The 18,397-nt window shown below is 59.5% G+C and carries 15 protein-coding genes and 3 pseudogenes; 9 read left to right on the top strand and 9 right to left on the bottom strand.

The features are described from left to right. Positions 1–215: 215 nt before the first annotated feature. From B0G80_RS24115 to B0G80_RS48175, 4 genes are all read right to left on the bottom strand, one after another. Positions 216–2,285, bottom strand: coding sequence for a recombinase family protein (locus tag B0G80_RS24115; RefSeq protein WP_116120207.1), 2,070 nt, complete (start codon positions 2,283–2,285; stop codon positions 216–218). Continuing rightward, positions 2,282–2,569: a hypothetical protein gene (locus tag B0G80_RS24110; protein WP_147309898.1), complete on the bottom strand. Its 288-nt coding sequence runs from the start codon at positions 2,567–2,569 to the stop codon at positions 2,282–2,284. The genes B0G80_RS24115 and B0G80_RS24110 overlap by 4 nt, the downstream gene beginning before the upstream one ends. 1 nt (position 2,570) lies before the next feature. After that, complete coding sequence (locus tag B0G80_RS24105) at positions 2,571–3,107, bottom strand: helix-turn-helix domain-containing protein (RefSeq protein ID WP_258879003.1); 537 nt, start codon at positions 3,105–3,107, stop codon at positions 2,571–2,573. Positions 3,108–3,223: 116 nt separating this feature from the next. Beyond that, the gene (locus tag B0G80_RS48175) at positions 3,224–3,676 is read right to left on the bottom strand and encodes a DUF5372 family protein (RefSeq protein WP_408968159.1); all 453 of its coding nucleotides are present in this window, start codon (positions 3,674–3,676) and stop codon (positions 3,224–3,226) included. Between B0G80_RS48175 and B0G80_RS24095 the strand changes: the two are divergent. After that, positions 3,568–4,404: pseudogene (locus tag B0G80_RS24095) on the top strand (Mu transposase domain-containing protein); the annotation flags it as partial. The gene B0G80_RS48175 and the pseudogene B0G80_RS24095 sit on opposite strands and share 109 nt — an antisense overlap. Next, the gene (gene istB / locus B0G80_RS24090) at positions 4,401–5,171 is read left to right on the top strand and encodes an IS21-like element helper ATPase IstB (RefSeq protein WP_006397378.1); all 771 of its coding nucleotides are present in this window, start codon (positions 4,401–4,403) and stop codon (positions 5,169–5,171) included. The pseudogene B0G80_RS24095 and the gene istB, both read left to right, overlap by 4 nt. Before the next feature lie 7 nt (positions 5,172–5,178). Here istB and tnpC read toward each other — a convergent pair whose 3' ends face one another. Then, complete coding sequence (tnpC, locus tag B0G80_RS24085) at positions 5,179–6,786, bottom strand: IS66 family transposase (protein ID WP_408969411.1); 1,608 nt, start codon at positions 6,784–6,786, stop codon at positions 5,179–5,181. Between the two features lie 77 nt (positions 6,787–6,863). Then, entirely contained in the window at positions 6,864–7,082 is a 219-nt protein-coding gene (gene tnpB / locus B0G80_RS24080; protein WP_116120257.1) for an IS66 family insertion sequence element accessory protein TnpB, read from the bottom strand. 300 nt (positions 7,083–7,382) lie between these two features. Here tnpB and B0G80_RS45365 point away from each other — a divergent pair, with 300 nt between their 5' ends. The 4 genes from B0G80_RS45365 (at position 7,383) to B0G80_RS24065 (ending at position 10,812) form a co-directional block, all read left to right on the top strand. Continuing rightward, entirely contained in the window at positions 7,383–7,580 is a 198-nt protein-coding gene (locus tag B0G80_RS45365; protein ID WP_147309901.1) for a hypothetical protein, read from the top strand. Further along, a complete protein-coding gene (locus B0G80_RS24075; protein WP_116120255.1) occupies positions 7,558–8,859 on the top strand; it encodes a recombinase family protein in 1,302 nt (433 codons plus the stop codon). The genes B0G80_RS45365 and B0G80_RS24075 overlap by 23 nt, the downstream gene beginning before the upstream one ends. 106 nt (positions 8,860–8,965) lie before the next feature. After that, complete coding sequence (gene istA, locus B0G80_RS24070) at positions 8,966–10,459, top strand: IS21 family transposase (protein WP_116120046.1); 1,494 nt, start codon at positions 8,966–8,968, stop codon at positions 10,457–10,459. Continuing rightward, a complete protein-coding gene (locus B0G80_RS24065) occupies positions 10,456–10,812 on the top strand; it encodes an ATP-binding protein (RefSeq protein WP_309568775.1) in 357 nt (118 codons plus the stop codon). The genes istA and B0G80_RS24065 overlap by 4 nt, the downstream gene beginning before the upstream one ends. A 16-nt stretch (positions 10,813–10,828) precedes the next feature. Here B0G80_RS24065 and B0G80_RS24060 read toward each other — a convergent pair whose 3' ends face one another. Both B0G80_RS24060 and B0G80_RS46025 read right to left on the bottom strand, forming a co-directional pair. Continuing rightward, positions 10,829–12,889 (bottom strand): recombinase family protein, encoded by a 2,061-nt coding sequence (locus B0G80_RS24060; protein ID WP_116116778.1) that lies wholly within the window; start codon positions 12,887–12,889, stop codon positions 10,829–10,831. Next, positions 12,870–13,037: a hypothetical protein gene (locus B0G80_RS46025; RefSeq protein WP_181919892.1), complete on the bottom strand. Its 168-nt coding sequence runs from the start codon at positions 13,035–13,037 to the stop codon at positions 12,870–12,872. Before B0G80_RS46025 ends, B0G80_RS24060 begins: the two co-directional genes overlap by 20 nt. 148 nt (positions 13,038–13,185) lie before the next feature. Here B0G80_RS46025 and B0G80_RS47845 point away from each other — a divergent pair, with 148 nt between their 5' ends. The 3 genes and pseudogenes from B0G80_RS47845 (at position 13,186) to B0G80_RS24045 (ending at position 16,048) form a co-directional block, all read left to right on the top strand. After that, the gene (locus B0G80_RS47845) at positions 13,186–13,368 is read left to right on the top strand and encodes a hypothetical protein (protein ID WP_309568776.1); all 183 of its coding nucleotides are present in this window, start codon (positions 13,186–13,188) and stop codon (positions 13,366–13,368) included. Beyond that, positions 13,338–13,823 (top strand): annotated as a pseudogene (locus tag B0G80_RS24055) (ATP-binding protein); the annotation flags it as partial. The gene B0G80_RS47845 and the pseudogene B0G80_RS24055, both read left to right, overlap by 31 nt. Positions 13,824–14,806: 983 nt before the next feature. After that, positions 14,807–16,048: pseudogene (locus B0G80_RS24045) on the top strand (IS256 family transposase). 281 nt (positions 16,049–16,329) lie between these two features. Here the strand turns inward: B0G80_RS24045 and B0G80_RS24040 are convergent. Beyond that, entirely contained in the window at positions 16,330–17,736 is a 1,407-nt protein-coding gene (locus tag B0G80_RS24040) for a replication initiation protein (RefSeq protein ID WP_116120253.1), read from the bottom strand. Positions 17,737–18,397: the final 661 nt, after the last annotated feature.

The raw sequence follows: 18,397 nt of genomic DNA, 5'->3' as shown, positions 1-18,397 counted from the left end.
AGACTGGAGAGTCCCCGCATTTCGCCACATAACGGCCACGGGCACAGAAGCTCGACAACCTCCGGGAGGGCGTCATCACGCCCGACCTGTACGAACCCGGGATCAACCGGCTCTACGAGGCGATGCTTGAGCACTACGGTGTCGTCGCCGATCCGGCACGTGTGCGGGACCCGAATCGAAAGGAGTTCTCGGCATAATGCACCTCATATGTCATTTCAGGGAGAAGTTACGTCTGCAGCCGGCTTGCAGCGAGCTTTGGTCTTGTGCGCAAACTTCTTGGGAACGTCGACGCCAGGTCGCTCGTAGAGGTACTGGCCGTTATCGTTATATTGGTACGCCTTGAGCAGCCCCGCCCGTCGCCAGTCGGCAATGGTGGCCGTGCATACCTTGAGATACTTCGCTATCTCCGTGGTGCTCAACAGTCCGCGCGCCCGCAGGCGCTCATATTGCGTCTTCAACCCGTAATCGATCCGGATGCGCCGTACCATCAGCCTGCTGAACGACAAGCCTTCGCCGGAGCACATACCACTCGCATTGAGCAGTTCTGCTGTTTCGCGGTCTGTGTGTCCTTCCAGCAAACGATCGATTTCGGCAACGACCGCTGCCGGAGTCTGTCTCAACTGCCATGACGGTTTGGGCAAAGGCAGACGCAGTTCACGGGTTGCGCCACCCTTGAAACGCACGTGTACGATGATCTCGGTGTCCTTAAGCAGCGTCACGTCGGCGATCAGCAGACGGGCCATACGTTTTTTCTCACGCGCGGGTGTGTGGGGATCGTTCCACAGGCGCGGGAAGTCCTGTGCGAGCGCCATGATGCTCTCGCGCTGCTTTTTATCGAGCTGTACGGTTCCGCTCTCGAGTTGCTTCTCATAGCGTTCCTGGGCAGCAGCAAGCGCTCGTAGTGCTTGGTTCCACTCGGCTTCCAGCGAATCGGCTACGAGACGGTTGTCGGGGTCGACACGCATGTAACGACGACGGGCCAGCTCGACTTCATAACCTGCCCGTTCGATCTCCTGCCGTCGCAACCGGTCGAACTCTCCTGATCGATCCTCGAGTTCCTTCTGCACCGCGAGCGCGACTTGAAGCGTCACGGGTGTAACGGTTTCCACCAGAAGCCTGCCGATTATCTGATCAAGTTCACCACCGTTGATTTGCTGGCATGGCCGTCCTGCTGCTTCGTTGATGCTGCGCCTTTGGCACATGTAGTCAGGCACGCGCTGCGTGTCGTGGATATGGTAACGGATCGTCATCCGGTCACCACAACGCCCGCATATCGCCAGTCCCTGCAGCAGCGCCGGCCCTTCGCGAGGGGCGCCGAGGTCCCGCTCACAGCCATGGGCTTGGGCATTGTGGCGCAGGATCTGAACATGCTGCTCGAACTGTTCCCACGTAATGTAACCTTGGTGCGCGTCACGAATGAGGGCGGTCCATTCGTCCAGGGGTAATGTCTGCGATATCTGATGGCCGTCGGGAAGCTTGCGCGTCCGTGTGCGTCCAAAGCAGAACGCTCCCGTGTAGCGGGGATGGTGAAGGACCCACAGCGCACGCGAGTGATCGAGCTCGTCCCACTGGACGTCGCCCTTGTGTGGACCCCGATAGATCCGCCTCGGAAACTTCAGCCCCGCTCCACGAAAGGCCTTGACGGTAGCCGTGGCCGAAGCGGTGCGACGAAACGTGAGAAAGAACTCGCGGATGCTTTCCTGAATGCGCTGATCGGGATCCAGAATTACTCGTCCTTCGCCATCGTAGACAAAGCCGATGGGCAAACGTATTTCAAGCTCACCACGTCGAGCCTTGTTAAGGATTCCTCCACGTAACCTTGCCCGCAGAACATGTAACTCCGCTTCGCTCATCGTTCCTTTCAATCCCAGAACGAGCCGGTCGTTAAAGTGGGCCGGGTCATAAACGCCATCTCCGTCGAGCAGGAGGGTATCGGTCAACGCACAGATTTCCAGCAGCCGATGCCAGTCCGACGAGTTGCGTGCTAGGCGAGAAACCTCCAGGCCCATCACGATTCCAGCCTTGCCCAGGCTTACCTCGGTGACCAGCCGCTGGAAGCCCTCGCGATCGACTGCGCACGCGCCGGATTGTCCGAGATCGGAGTCGATCACGAATACCTGGTCAATTCTCCACCCGAGGGAGACAGCACGCTCGCGCAGCGCATACTGCTGCTTGGTACTCTCCGTGTTTTCGAACACCTGCCGCAAGGTCGACTGGCGGACATACAGGTAGGCGTTTCTCGAGAGATGCCTGGCTTGTATCTTGTCGGGTGTATTGGCAGTCATGCCGTCTCCTCCAGTGCATTTGCGAGCACCATCGATGTCAGGATGTCGATCAGGTCCTGCGGGATGCCCGCGCTCGGGCCTGTATCGTGAGCAGTGGTGCGCGCAGCCGGTATGCACAAGGCGATCTCACGCATGCCGGACATCCAGGCCGCCATGCCCTTCAGCATCAGGAGCGCGCGCCCACGCCCCGACAGGCAGCACCCCCGTCTCTCGACCATATCCATGCGCAAGGCTTCGTAGCCCTCGACCAGTGCATCCGGGTCTGACGTTACGAGTGCAGGCAAATCACTGGTGTTTTTTTTTCGGCTCTCGGCGCAGCGCGCGCTCCACGGTGCGCCGGTGCACATTCAAACCGAACTTCGCTGCTATGCGTTGGAGCAACTCCTTCGTGCTCAGGCTGCCCTCTGCGGCGCGCGCCTCTTCGACAAAGTGCAGCACCTCCGCAGTGAGCTTATGGGCACCGCGAGGCCCACGCTTGTCCGGCAGAAGCCCCGCCAACCCCTCACGATCAAAGTCGGCCTGCGCCTTGTAGAAAGTCGGGCGCGATACGCCAAATCGTGCTGCTACCTCGGCTATGGTTTGACCTTCCGTACGTACGCGGCGAAGCATCTCATAACGTACCTGCACCAGATCCCGGGAATCGAAGAAGTCGCTGGCAATGAACGCCGGATCGCGGACATCCTGCGCATGCGGGTTCAGAGTGCCGCTCTCCAGGAGAGCAGCCAGTTTCACGTCGGGTTTTTTAGCTCGCTTCATGTAATTTAAATTATGCCCCACACATAGAGATGTCAAGTTTTTATTTGATCTCTTACTGTTGGACATTCAACCGTAATAGCGTCTTACCTGCGGCCTTCTGCAAGTTGCAAAGTATCAATGCGGGCGTCAATCTTTGTCTTTCCCCGAACGATATGGGCTTATTTAAGTTTACACGTACGGCGTTATTTTCTTGACGCCTTGGGTTTGCCAGATTTGCTGCCGGTAGTCTCATTGGCTTCCCAATGTCGACCGATGAGCCCAACCAGATGCAGTAGGTCTTCAACCCGGAATGCGGATCGTCCCGCGGAGAGGACTTCGAATGCATTGGGCGCCGCGGCGCTCGTCCACGAAGCCGGGAGGCGTCTCAGCCTGCCTGTTTCATCGTGGAAGTACACGCGCTCTTCACCCCAGGTGCTGCGACGCTCCAGCAGCACGAACTTCTGTCCGTGCAGGGGATGGAAAGGGTGGGTGACGCGGACAATCTGTGTGTCGTTGATCGGATCGCGTGCAGTTGACGGTCTATGGGAAGGGGACCGTCGAGAACGCGATTCAACATACGCAGGGCACCGCGCTTGCCGGCCGCCGTTTCGAGTCGCTCGAAGCCCAGAACGAATTCCTGATGCACTGGGAGGCAAACTGGGCGGCCAAACGCATCCATGGCAGCACCCGGCGACAGGTCGAGGCCATGTTCCAGGAGGAGAGGCCGCATCTGCGGCCGTTGCCGACCACCGGCTTTCGCTACTTCACGGAGGTCGTGCGTACCGTCTGGGACGACACCACTGTCAACATCGATCGCAGCAACTATGCGGCACGACCTGCACCGATCGGCAGTCTCGTTTCAGTGCGCATATACGATTCCACCATCGAGATTCGCGATCGCCGTACGCAGGCGTTGTTGCGCACCCATCCTCGCGCCCTGCAGGCCGGTTCGCTTGAATTGCCCGAAGACGAACGCCCGTTCAATCCGTCCCGCCAGAGCGCCTTCCTGCTCGCGAGCGCCGGCGACATCGGGCCACAAACAAAGGCGCTGTGCCAGCACATGTTCGATAGCGAAGGTCGCGTCGGCCATCGCGCCATGTGGGGCATCGTGGGTCTGGCGAAGAAGTATCCCGCCCGGCTCGTCGAGCAGGCCTGCGATCACGCGTTGCGTCATCACGTCTACCGCTACAAACAGGTGCGCGCGATCGTCGAACGGCTGTTCGAACAGGCACTCGAGCGTCTCGATCAGGCACCGCAGCTAGAGCTACCTCTTACGCAGGATCACCCGCTGATCCGTCCTGCCGCCGAGTACGGCGAACTCTTTACCCTCGGTGCGCAGCACGGCGCCGAACCTCAACCTCCAACTGGAGAAACACAGGCATGACCATGACGTTACCGGAAATCGAACGGGCTCTCGGACAGCTCCGCCTGTCTGGCGTGCGCGACACACTCGAAACGCGCGTGTTGCAGGCCCAGGGCTCCCAGCAGCCGTTCCTTGAAACCTTCGCACTGATCCTGCAGGACGAACTGGATCGCCGCCAGTCCCGGCTCATCGAACGCCGCTACAAGCTCTCCGGCCTCGAAGAGAAACTCACGCTCGCCGAATTCGACTGGGCCTTCAATCCCAAAGTGCCTCGCCAGGCCTGCTTCCAGCTGCACACGCTGAAGTTCATCGCCGCCGGCGACAACGCGCTGATCATCGGTAAACCAGGCACCGGCAAATCGCATGTTGCGAAGGCCGTCGCCTACCAGGCCGTCCTGCAAGGCCACAAGGTGCAGTATCTTGAGACCGACGACTTCTTTAACCGTTACGCGCTGAGCCCGACTGCCCAGCGCGAAGCCCGGCTGCGAGCCATCCTCGAGAGCGATCTGCTCGTGCTGGATGACCTGTTCCTGTCGCGTACGATCCCCGACGCCGCTGGCGCACTGCTGCAAACGCTGATCCATCAACGCTACAAACTGCATCGAAGCGTTGTCGTCACGTCCAACCGCGTTGTGCAGGATTGGGGCGCATACCTGGGCGACAACACGATGAGCACCACGATCCTCGACCGGCTCATGCATCACTGCCACCTGCTTGAATTCGATGGCCGCAGCTACCGCCTCAAGGAAGCCGCTGAAACGCTTGCACGGAAATCGAAAACCAGCTAAATAACCCTTAGTCCTGCTTCACAGGGTGGGGGAATTTGCGCGACCATAAGTGGGGGAGTTTCAACTGACCGTCCGGGATTGAGTACGAGGACTGATCCAGATTCCACGGCAGAAGCGCGTCGATCTGGTTGATCGGGTGATCCGCGATGCACCCGAGCACGTGGCGCAGATATGCTTCAGGATCGACGCCATTGAGTTTGGCCGTTCCTATCAGGCCGTAAATTGCAGCAGCGCGCTCACCACCCGAGTCCGCACCTGCGAACAGGTAATTCCGGCGTCCGATGGCCACTCCGCGTAGCGCACGCTCGACTGGCAGGTTGTCGATCTCCAGTTGCCCGTCATCGCAATAGCGTGTGAGCGCCTCCCACCGGTTCAGCGCATAGAGGATCGCCCGACTCGTGTCCGATTTGCGCGAGAGCGTTTCGAGTGTAGTGGTGAGCCGCGCGCGGAATTGATCGAGTAGTGGCCGCGCATGTGCCTGGCGATGCGCACGGCGCTGGTCGGGCGGCTTGCCCCTGATTGTTTCCTCAATCCTGTAGAGCGCGCCGATACGCTCGAGCGCTTCGGTGTTCAACGCATTGGGGCGCGCTGCGTGTAATTCATAGAACTGTCGTCGAGCGTGCGCCCAGCAAGCCGCTTCCGTGACGCGCCCGGTTTCGTAAATGGCCCGATAGCCGCCGTACGCGTCGGCTTGCAGCGTACCGTTGAACGACTCGAGGTGCTGCTGTGGATGGATGCCCTTGCGATCCGGCGTATAGGCGAACCACACCACCGGCGGCGTCATGTCAGCCGATGCACGATCATCGCGCAAGTACACCCACAAGCGACCTGTCTTCGTCTTGCCGTTGCCCGGTGCAAGCACTGGAACCGGCGTGTCGTCGGCGTGCAGTTTCGTCGCCGACATGACGTGGCGACGCAGTGTTTCAACAAGCGGCTGCAGCAGCGTCGCCGCATGACCGACCCACTTGGCAAGCAGCGAGCGATCAAGCTCGACGCCTTCTCGCGCGTACATGACCGACTGCCGGTAAAGCGGTATGTGGCCTGCGAATTTCGAGATCAGCACGTGTGCCAGCAGTCCTGGGCCGGCGAGACCGCGTTCGATGGGGCGGCTCGGTGCAGGCGCCTGACAGATGTGGTCGCAACACACGCAGGCAAACTTCGGGCGCACATGACGGATGACCCGGAAGCTTGCCGGTACGTACTCAAGTTGTTCGGCGACATCTTCGCCCAGCGACTTCATCAGGCCACCACACTGCGTGCACTTCCCCGCGGATTCGGGCAAGTGTGTTTGGATCTCACGCGGCAGATGTTCGGGCAGTGGCTTGCGCGGGGCCTGTTCCACGGCTGTGCGCGGCGTCTTCGGGATTTCGACCGGCGCCGTGCCTTCGTCGGTCTCAAGCTCTTCGAGCCGCAGTTCGAGTTGCTCGATCTGACGGTCCAGCTTCTCCGACTTGCGACCGAACTGCATACGGCGCAGCTTGGCAATGAGCAGCTTGAGGTGTTCGACTTCCGCTGCGCGCGAAGCCAACGCGGCTTGTTGCGAGTCGACCGTTTCTTGCAGTTTGAGCACTTGTGCGTCGCGCTCGCGCAGTGCCGCTTCCTGGCTGAGCAGCATGGCCTTCAGCGTTTCGACATCGTCGGGAAGTAGGTTCGCGCGCGTCATGCACGCAGTTTACGCGCAGGCAACGACGTTTACAACGCCGAGGTCGGTCGTGCTGTTCTCGTCGGGTGCCGCCAGTCGATGCCTTCGAGCAGCATCGATAGTTGTGCCGGGCTCAGGCAAATAACGCCACTGTCGGCTTGAGGCCATACGAAGCGACCCTTCTCGAGTCGCTTCATCAGCAGGCACATGCCATCGCCGCTCCACCACAGCACCTTGAGCAGGTCGCCAAGCCGCACGACATTCAACATACCGATCGCAAATCGTTACGATCGCATACCGCTGGCATCCCGCCTACGGCCAGGAATACAGGCTGGTCCGTCGTACTGGGCGCCGCGGAAATCAGATGGTTCACCTCGACGTGCCGCAACAGATCTCCCGCGAGTTGCCGGCCTGGATGCTCGATGCGTCGATATGCTCGGCAATGTCGCTCGGCGAACCGCGAGTGAGCGCCGAAGCGCTGGCCTTCCTGTGTCGCATCCTGTCTGAGCGAAAGCGCCACTCCGTCGAAGGAGGATCATCGAAACCTCTGTCAACGGAGGGCCATTCCGATGAGACGACTGCAAAGAGAACCCGGCGTACAGCTTCCGCTGGAACTGTATCGAGATCCAACCTTCAACGCAGCCATCGTGGGGAATCGACGGGAGGAAGTGATCGAAGCGCTCGCAGCACTTCTGCTGGAAGCGCTGGGCAGACCGGTGAACACAAACGACCCAGGAGATCGTGATGAGCCAGAAGATTTCCGCTGAGCATCTCTGCCGCGGTGCAGTCGTTTATGTCCGGCAGTCAACCATGAGCCAGGTGGTGGAGCACACGGAGAGCCAGAATCGTCAGTACGCGCTCGCCGAATCTGCGCGAGCCATGGGCTTTGCTTCAGTAACAACCATCGACGATGATCTTGGACGTTCGGGGTCCGGCAGTGTCGAGCGGCCTGGATTCCAGAAGCTGGTCGCGTCAGTGTGCGCAGGATCCGTCGGCGCCGTGTTCTGTCTCGAGGCTTCACGACTTGCGCGCAACGGCCGCGATTGGCACCATCTCATTGATCTTTGCGCACTGGTCGGCACGGTCGTGGTTGATCACGACGGTATTTATGACCCCAGGCTGGTCAACGATCGACTCCTGCTTGGACTCAAAGGAACGATGTCGGAGTACGAACTCAGTCTGCTGCGACAGCGCGGCATTGCCGCCCGTGATTCGAAGGCCCGGCGTGGGGAGTTGCGCTTCGCGCTACCTCCCGGCTACTGCTGGAACGAGCTTGGACAGATCGAGATGGATGCGGACGAGCGGGTTGCCGAGGCGATCCGGGTGCTATTCCGTAAGTTTCGCGAACTCGGCAGTGCCCGTCAGGTGCTGCTATGGGCCATACAATCGGATGTCAAGCTGCCCGTAACGCGGCACGGCCCCGCCGGCATCCGGATCGAATGGAGCCGGCCTGCATATCACACGGTTGTCCAGATACTGGAGCATCCGGTTTATGCTGGGGCGTATGTGTTTGGAAGGACGACCCACCGCACTGCTGTCATCGACGGACGGGCTCGCAAGACTGAAGGCCACTCCAAACCGATGAGAGACTGGAGCGTCCTGCTGCGGGACCATCACCCTGGGTATATCACGTGGGATCAGTTCGAGGAGCATCAAAGGATGATTGCCGAGAACACACACATGAAGAAGCGAGCCTCCCGCCGATCTGCTCGTGGCGGGCGGGCCTTGCTGACTGGCCTGGCTCGATGTGGCCGATGCGGTCGAATGATGCGAGTCAACTACGGCACGAGAGCCGGTCACGCGCATCGCTATTATTGCCGCGGCGACGAAGCACACGTCGGAGCATTTCGCTGTATCGGAATCGGTGGAATACGTATCGACAAAGCGGTGGCGGCCGCAATTCTCGAAGCGGTTTCGGAGCATGCAGTGGAAGCGGCCGTTCGCGCTGCACAGCAAACATCGCGCGCAGGCGATGATGTGCGTCGCGCGTTTGGGCGGCGACAATTATCGTGGCCGGTCGTTGACGATTGTTTTGGCCGGTGGTGAGGAGTCGCAGGCGGCGTAGCCGCCGGAGACGACGAACCACCGGCGGCGCCGCGTCGGCGGGGCAATAGGATGGCTGATCGATTCCTAAAGAAGAAGCGATCAGCTCATGTCTGGAACCCGCATTACCGACCAACAGGTTCGCCTTTACATGAACAAGCGCAAACACCATCCGCAGGAAGTCGCGGCCGCCAAGGCTGGAATAAGCGTGCGTAGCGCACGCCGCATTGAGCGTGACGCGACTCTGCCATCCCAGAAGCCGCGGCGGTCCTGGCGCACCCGTCCCGACCCGTTCGCCGATGTTTGGGACAGCGAGATCATGCCGCTACTGCGTAACGCCCCCCATCTGATGGGCATCACGATCCTGCGCAAGCTGCAGGAGGATCACCCGGAGCGCTATCCCGACGGCATGCGCCGCACGCTGGAGCGGCGCATTCATCAATGGCGGGCACTTGAAGGCCCCAGTCAGGAGATCTTCTTCCCCCAGGAGCATCAGCCCGGCGTGCGCGGGCTGTCGGACTTCACCGATATGAGCAAGCTGTGCGTGACGATTGGCGGCGCACCGTTCGAGCACCGGCTGTATCACTTCGTGCTGGCGTTCTCACGCTGGGAGTACGCCTGCGTGGTCGAGGGCGGTGAGAGTTTCGAGGCCCTCGCAACCGGATTGCAGAACGCCCTGTGGCAGGCGGGAGGTTGCCCGCGCGAGCATCGCACGGACAGCCTGTCGGCCGCCTTCAAGAACCTGAGCGAGAAGGAGGACTTCACGACCCGTTACAAGGCGCTGCTCGATCACTACGACATGCAGGGCACGCGCAACAATCGCGGTCTGGGTCATGAGAACGGGAGTGTCGAATCCTCGCACCGGTATCTGAAGGATGCGGTCGATCAGGCCTTGATGCTTCGTGGCCATCGCGACTTCGCTGATCGTGCCGCCTACGATGAATTCATCCGCGAGCAGGTGATGCGTCGAAACCGGCGCAACGCGGCCGCGTTCCGTATCGAGCGCCAGCAGCTTCAGGATCTGCCGGAGTACCGTACCACCGACTTCGTCGAGGAGGAGGCTCCTGTGACCCGCTGCAGCACGTTCACGGTGCGCGGCATCCTGTACAGTGCGCCGTCGCGCCTGATTGGTCACCGGCTAAAGGTGCGCGTCTACGGCGACCGGCTCGACTGCTACCTGTCTGGCGTGCTGGTGCACAGCACCGCACGGGGCTCCCGTGCCCACGACAACCGTCACGCGCTTGATTACCGCCACTTCATTGGCTCCCTGAAGCGCAAACCGCAGGCATTCAAGGGGCTCGCGTTTCGTGACGCGCTGTTCCCGCGCGAGGCCTACCGCCGGACCTGGGAACAACTCGACGCCCGCCTGTCGCAACGCGAAGCATGCAAGACGATGGTTGGCCTGCTTGAACTCGCCGGCCTGCATGGCGTGGAGGCCGTACTGGCCGGACAGCTTGACGTATTGCTGGAAGCCGGCAAGCTGCCCGATCTCAAGGCGCTGCGTGAGCAGTACGCACCCCGTGAGGCCTCGTGTCCTGAGGTGGAGGTTCAGATGCCGCCCGTTGCCGTCTATGACGAACTGCTCGAGGAGATGGCAGCATGAACGCGCCCGCACATGATGGTGGCCGCCTGGCCCTGATGCTCAACGAGCTGCGCTTGCCAACGATCGGCAGGTTGTGGCCCGAGTTCGCCGAGCGCTCGGATAAGGAAGGCTGGCAGGCCACGCGACTGCTTGGCGCACTGCTTGAGCACGAGCTGGCTGAGCGCGCCAAACGACGCATCGAGCGGCACCGCACCGAGTCGCAGATGGACCCGACCAAGACGCTCGCCACCTTCGACTTCAGCGCCGTGCCAATGGTGTCGAAGGCCCATGTCACGGCGCTGGCCACTGGCGAGTCATGGCTGGAGAAAGGCGCCACGGTCCTTCTGTTCGGGCCACCCGGACACGAGACATAATGCTCACCTCCCTATGTTATTGAAGATCAATGGATAGTTGATTCGGGTCAGCTGATTGCGGACCCTCGATGGCACTTCTTGCTGTGATAAACGTTTCGACATCGACGCGCCGTAAAATCCACGGTGCGCCAAGACACGCCTGCGTGGCAGGCAATCGCTTGATGCGGATCAGCCGGAAGACGGTCGGTGTACTGATGCCTAATAGCGCCGCGACTTCCGTCACATTCAGCTCATTGCGCTCTTGCCGCTCTCCCTCGCGATAAGCGGCTATCGCATGGTCTTTGCGCAAGATACAAATTCGCGCCGCTGTCCATGAAAGCCCTTTCGCCGTGCGTTTGCCTAAACGATTAACGACAGCAGCGATGCCTTGGTCTGCAAGCGTTCTCGCCAAGGCTCGAACGATGTCGATCGTTTCGACGTCAGTGGCCCAGCGATGTTGACCGGTCCGGTTCGTTTCAAATTCGAGCTCGGTGTGATCGCCCCCTTGCCAGTGTAGGAGCGCCCGGATGGTGTGGTCCTGCTTGGTGACGACAATCTCTTTGAGCACGGTGCGCAAGATACGTTTCTTGATCTCGATGGCACTGGCAGGGTGATTCCACAACCTGGGCAGGTCAGTTCCTAATCTCATGAGCTCGTCGCGCGCGGTGGCGCTGAGTGAGTCTGCAGGCTGCTCGCGCAGCGCATCCAGTTCGCACTGCCGCTGCGCTTGTGTTGCCAACGCGTCGTTCCACCGACGCTCAAGCTCGGAGGCTACCAGCCGGTTATCGGGATCGATCGCATCGTACTGCCGACGCGCCCGAGCAGCTTCATAACGTGCCTGTTCGAGCGCCAGTTCCTTGTGCCGGACTCGCTCATCCTCACTCAGGCGCTTGCGCTCAATGGCGTCCAGCGATGCGCGAATGCCCAATGGTTCAAGTCGGTGTAGAACTTCCTCAGCGACGCGTTGGTCTACGCGCACCGCACCGAACGAGATGCAGCGTGGGCCGCCATGATTGATCATGCTGCCCTGACAGCTATAGCGGCCGATGTCGCCCTTGGTGCCTGAATACGCGACGTGCAGTTTGCGACCGCAATGGCCGCAGCGGATGAGACCGGCCAACAGCAAACCGCCGCGTTTGACCGCACCCCGAACCATGTTGCCCTTCATGTTGGCGTTGTCGGTGATCAATTTGCGATTGCTCTCGTACTCGTCCCAGCTAATGTATCCCGCGTGGTGTTCGACGATCAAGACCTGCCATTCTTCGCGATTGACGTGGGTGCCGCTGTACAGCCGCTTGCGACCGCTCTCAATGCGCACAATCGTCTTGGTCTTGCCGAATGCGTATGCCCCGCCGTAGGTGGGATTCGTCAGGACATGCCACAGGGTGTTATAGACCGGTAGTTTCCAGACAATATAACGGCCCTCCGGGCCATAGCTTGCCGCCGGTAGCTCAATGCGCTCCTGTCGAAACCAGATTAAAACCTGCCTCACACTACCAAACTCGCGAAACTTCCGAAACACCAGATCGAGCGCTTCACGAATACGTAGATCCGGATCCTTCTCGATGCGGTTGTTCGGAACACGCATGTAGCCAATCGGTGCGGTCATGAACAACTCCCCGCGCTTGGCCTTCTGATCCAGCGCGGCTTGGGAGCGTTGACGAAACGTCGAGAGTTCCATCTCGGATAACGTGCCCTTCATGCCCAGCAGCAGGCGGTCGTTAGGCTCGCGCGGATCATATACACCATCTTCATCCACCAGGATCGTTCCGACGAGCCGACAGAATTCGAGCAACGTGTGCCAGTCACGCCCGTTGCGCGCGAGCCGGGACGCTTCGATACAGAATACTGCGCCCACCGCGCCGCTACAAAGGGCGGCCAGCAAGCGCTCGAAGCCGGGCCGATGGATACCCGAGCCCGAGCGGCCCAGGTCGTCATCGATGACCGTCACCTCAGGCCAGCCGAGCACGCGGGCACGATCGGCGAGTCCATACTGACGTAACTGGCTCTCACGATTATGCTGCACCTGGTCCAGCGTCGACTGACGAACGTAGACATAGGCGAGGCGCGAGAGATGCTCAGCGCGGATCTTGTTCATCGCGCACCTCCATCTCGATTGCATCGATCACCGACTGCATCAACAGTGTCAACTGCGCCACTACGTCCGCTAACACCTCTGCGGGCAGAGGTCCTTCCTCGCTGCTCCCCTCGAACAGATCGTGCTGCACCATCACCTGTTTGCGCATCACCGTATCCCCTGTGCGTTGACAACACTGAAGAAGATAAAGCGGCGCTGACCAGGCGTTGAAGTTCGATCAACGCCCCGTGCGGTAATTCCGGCTGCACAACGATAGACATGCGAGTTGCTGCTTCGCCGGTCATCCACGGCGGAAGATGAGCGCGAGTGCCATCGGGTTGCATGATGATCAGGTACGACTCGCCTCGATAGCGATTCATTCCAATGACATTAACGCGCTCGCCGAAGCGCGGGTGAAACGGATAGCGGACAACGACATCGTCGCAATGATGATGGGCAGTGTGTTGCAGGTTCGCCTGGGGTCGGGAAAAGCCATCTAGGTTCGGCCATCGGGCACGCCCTGATCGACGTCGGATACCGCGTGCTGTTCACGCGCACCAGCGAACTCGTCCAGAAGCTGCAGGCGGCACGCCAGAGCCTGCAGTTGCCTTCTGCGCTGGCCAAGCTCGACCGCTTCGATCTCATCGTCCTTGATGACCTGTCATACGCGCGCAAGGACCAGGCCGAGACCAGCGTGCTGTTCGAACTGATTGCCGAGAGGTACGAGCGTAAAAGTCTTCTGATAACGGCCAATCAACCGTTCTCGGGCTGGAATGACGTGTTCCCTGACCCCGGCATGACGGTCGCCGCCATCGACCGGCTCGTGCATCACTCGACGATCTTCGAACTGAATGTGGAAAGCTATCGCCGTCGAAAGGCCAGCGACAAACAGAGCGCGCGCCGGCGACAACTACCCGACGACAATTACGATGGAGGCGCGACAACTATGAATTAGCCATCGACAACTACACCCGTTGACCGGCCAAAATAGTTGTCGCTGACCGGCCGCGCTGCTTGACGCTGTCTACGCGCGCCCATATCGAAGATGATTCCCTCTGGGTCCTCTTCGGAATATCCACCTGGCGCTGTCGAGAGCGCTATCTGTTTTTTACTGCGGAATAAACGCATGACGGTCGATCCATTTGTGCCGACTCAATTGAATCAGCGTCGGCAGGAAGGAAATCATGCAAAAGAGACGCGAATTTCGAGCGCTTTATAGACGTATCACTTGGCTACGATTTGGGGGGGAGCCGGCTAACGGCCTTAATGTCGAAAGCTTCACAAAAAAGCCTGCCTTTCACCTCTTGAATCGACGGCCGCCGACATCCAATGACGCGACGGAGCCACAACAGGTCGAAGGGTTTTCGTTCAGGAGGTCCGCTCTGGCGCCTAGGACCGTGAGCCGGCTCACGGTCTTATTGCCAAACGGTAAATATTCCCCGGCATGAACTTTCGATTTACATCGATATTGTCAATTATTGCAAAAAGGAACTCTAGCGACGTCTCGATGCTCTGCGAATGCGGCAACGCGCGCAAAGGGTCTGCAAAGCTCGGACGTAACAAAGCTTCGCAGTTCGACGAGGGCATTTTCCGCCGGGAATCTGTTAATCGACGATGACTGAAGTCCGGACGACCTTGCGTTCGGCTCACGTGAATCAGCCGTGGGCTGAATGGCACACCCGCTCTTTTCTGCGTTGGGGTCGACTATCGAAGGAATTCGGCGGACAACCAAAACTTCCCTGCGCACTCGACATTCTTTTGTGCCACGTCGATTTACGTGGTGTGTTCTATTGAAGGTGGCGGTCGACCCAAGCTCGACGCACACGCGGTCGGCCGGTCCATGAAGGCACTTATCTTCATAGCCGGTTCGTCGACGAGATCAGGACCTATCCGTAATTTCGTGGGCGGGGCATATCATGAGGGAGCAAGGTCATGGATATGCCGATGAAAAAGAAACGCACCGTCGCGTCTCAGGCAGCGGCCCGCGGGCCGCTGCCTGAACTGCCTGAAGCGCTGCTGGATGAACTGGTGAAGGGTCCGATGACGCCCGCCGAGGTTCAGGACCTGATGCTGGCGTTCAACAAGGCGCTCATCGAACGCGCGATGGGCGCCGAAATGAACATGCATCTGGGCTACCGGCCCGGCCAGCCCAAGCCTGCTGAGCAGACCAATGAACGCAACGGCGCCAGCGGCAAGACACTCATCACCGAGCGTGGCCCGGTGCGGGTCGATCTGCCGCGCGACCGTGAAGGCAGCTTCGAGCCGATCCTGATTCCCTGGCACGAGCGCCGTTTCACGGGCTTCGACGAACGCATCATTGCCATGTACGCACGCGGCATGAGCGTGCGCGAGATCCAGGCGTTTCTCTGGCCGAAAGCTATGGCACCGAGGTCTCGCCCGACTTCATCAGTTCGGTCACCGATGAGGTGATGGCCGAAACGCTTGCCTGGCAAAGCCGTCCACTTGAGCCGATGTATCCGGTGGTGTTCTTCGACGCGCTGCGCGTGAAGATCCGTGGCGACGGTGTGGTGAGCAATAAGGCGGTGTATCTGGCGCTGGGCATTCAGGCCGACGGTCAGCGCGACGTGCCCGGCCTGTGGATCGAGCAGACCGAAGGTGCGAAGTTCTGGCTGAAGGTGTTCAATGAACTGAAGACCCGGGCTGCCAGGACATCCTGATCGCGGTGGTCGACGGCCTGAAGGGGCTGACCGCGGCGATCGGCACGGCGTACCCGCGCACGGCCGTGCAGACCTGCATCGTGCACCTGATCCGCAACAGCCTGGAATACGCCAGCTACAAGGACCGCAAAGGCGTCGCCGCAGCGCTGCGTCCGTCTATGCCGCCGCGAACGAACAGGCCGCGCAGCAGGCCCTGGAGGCCTTTGCCGAAGGGCCATGGGGCGCGAAGTATCCGACCATCGTGCAGTCGTGGCGACGGGCCTGGGAGAACGTCACACCGTTCTTCGTGTTTCCGCCCGACATACGCCGTGTCGTCTACACCACGGATGAAATCGACAAGACCCGCGGCCACTTCCCCAACGACGAGGCCGCCATCAAGCTACTGTGGCTGGCATTGCGCAACGTGCTGGCGAAGTCTGTACGGGCGGCATTCGACTGGTCCTCCGCCATGAACCAGTTCGCTATTCTGTTTGGTGAGCGTTTTACCAACGCACGCGGGTAACTCCGCTAACCGCCTCGCACACAAAAATGCGGACAGGTTCGTGTAGCCAGAGGCGGCTTCCACTCCTCAATACAACCTCATACGAAGGAGGACAACCACTCCGCAAACCCATACACTTATCCACAACCGGTCCTTCTTTAGGCCGTCTCCACCCCGGCTCAAAGCTCGATAGGCGCGGTGGCTCAAAGTTCATCCGACGCGGACATTCCCAAGGCCGCCGGTGATTCAAAAAGCTCGCGACAGTGAACCGCTTAGAAACACGCAGGTGCTCATGCTGAGACTCACGCCGATGCGCGAGACGAATTCATGCGCCCGAATACGAATTGCCCCAAGTACCAAACCAGTTCCGTATTCGCGACGACATCCTCTTCCGCTACAGTCGCGGCCTCGAGCTTCATACGACGCAGCATCAGCTTGCCCTCCCGCGACGCAACCCATGCGCGGACCAGTTCCTTGCGGGTTTTGGCGTCCGCCGCGTTGAAGTGTTCGCGGCCCTTACGCGACTCCTCGTTCATACGTGCTCGGACTTCTTCTTCGCGCGAAGCGATGCTGCGTGCAACCGAACTCTGGATTTCGGTTTTTATGACATCCGCGGCAGTTTCTTCGGTAAGTAGCTTCGCCTGAACCTCGACCATCTTCCGCTCGGCTTCAGACATCTTCCAGTTATCGCGTAGGGCTCGCATCAGGTAGCCGGCGGGACTTCTTTTTATCTGTCCACGATTGAGTTTGAATCGCGTGTATTCGACGGCCTGCTGGATGTGTGCATCGGTCCAGACTTCGCGGTTCTCGGAAATCTCGCTGAACTGATTGGTAGACAGGTTGAATTCTTCTTTGAGAATTTTGTACAAGTGGCTGGCGTCAGCCAAGCTGGCCAGCGCAGCGTCGGCGGTATCCTTGCGCTTCAGCAGGAACCTTATGCGGTCGATTTTCTTCGACGTGCTGGACTCGGTCCTAGTCTCATAGGACAGTTCGATGTCCGACACCTCATTTATTTCACGCACGGCGGGTTCTAGCCAGTCGCGCTTGAAGTATTTGAAGATGGCGGCGTTCGCTCCCATTTTGCCGGGCCAGTTGCGCATGTCTTCCAGCGGTACCCATTCCGTTCGGCCATTTGGGACACTAGGAAGGACTTGGTCATAGATCGCGCGCGCTAGGCTGCGTGTGAAAGCCGTCGATATACGCAAGCTCAACCAGTGGGATTTTTTTGGGTCACGGATTTGTGGGACTAGGCGAGGGTGCACGTCGAATCGAATGCGCCCCCTGTGGAAGCCGACCATGCCCATCAACTGGACTGATACCCACAGATCGTTTTCGTTCGGGTCCCGATCGATCGGTGTATCGGTAATCTGGATTTTCGCGTCCTGAGCTTCTTCCGCGATAGTGCGCAAGTGCTTGAGATTGCGGCTGTCATAGCGCATCAACCACTTGAAGTAGTTCAGCTCAACGTCGTACTGGTCTCTTGATTCCTGTTCCTGCGCGACAATGAAATACGCGGCGTCAAGGAATCGCCGCGCGGGCAGCCCCATGTTAACTACTTGAGTGAAGAAGTTGTTGCGCTGGTATCCGATTTCACGACTGGCTTCGCTGATCGGCAAACCCAAGTCGAACATGTCCTCGAACAGCGCGAGCGCCATTTGTCGCGGTGTCACTTTCGACTTACCTACTTCCGGATTGTCCTCCGCCGCCATATTCTCACTCGCTCTTCATTTTCGCTTTCGGGAATGTAGCACTCGTGGGTGAGCTGTCAACACATACAACCTCACCATCAGCCCGTCGCACTGGCTGTCTTCGGCCTCCGCTCGTTTGCCATGCACAATGAACCTCACCGCAGCACAATGAACCTCACCTCGATGGACCCATTTTTCTCGTCGGGGCTTTATCTGGTGCGGTTGGAACTAGCTTCGAGGCCCCTCTGCACAGCCAACCTCACCTTGGTACGGCCCAGCAAAACCCGCACATCGGACCTCACCTTCACGTGGAACCGGTCTCACCTTGCCCACACAACGAAACTCACCTTTGTACACATCTGACCTCACCTTTGACACAACGGACCTCACCTTTCGAAGGTTAAGACGTTGAAAATAAACAAAGTCACGCGCCTCTGTTGGTTCGTTGGATTGTTTTGTTCTTTAAAAAAACAAACCAACGGTTACCAGGAAACAACTTGGCGAGCGTTCCTGAGGGTGAGGTTGATTGTGCAGAGCTGCAGTTTCGGTCCCACCCCTGTTCTGTTCAACAGAAACGGGTTTTTGATCCGCAAAGCGCCGATTGAAGGTGAGGTTGATTGTGCAGGCGTGTGCGCAGACGCCTGTATAGAAAGCCGCTCCTACACTACCTCTGCACAAAGTA

Origin of the sequence: Paraburkholderia sp. BL6669N2 (assembly GCF_003387275.1) — a bacterium.
In the GTDB taxonomy this organism is placed as follows: Bacteria; Pseudomonadota; Gammaproteobacteria; order Burkholderiales; family Burkholderiaceae; genus Paraburkholderia.
The sequence above is the reverse complement of the archived record's forward strand: the minus strand, read 5'-3'. Positions and strand labels throughout refer to the sequence as shown.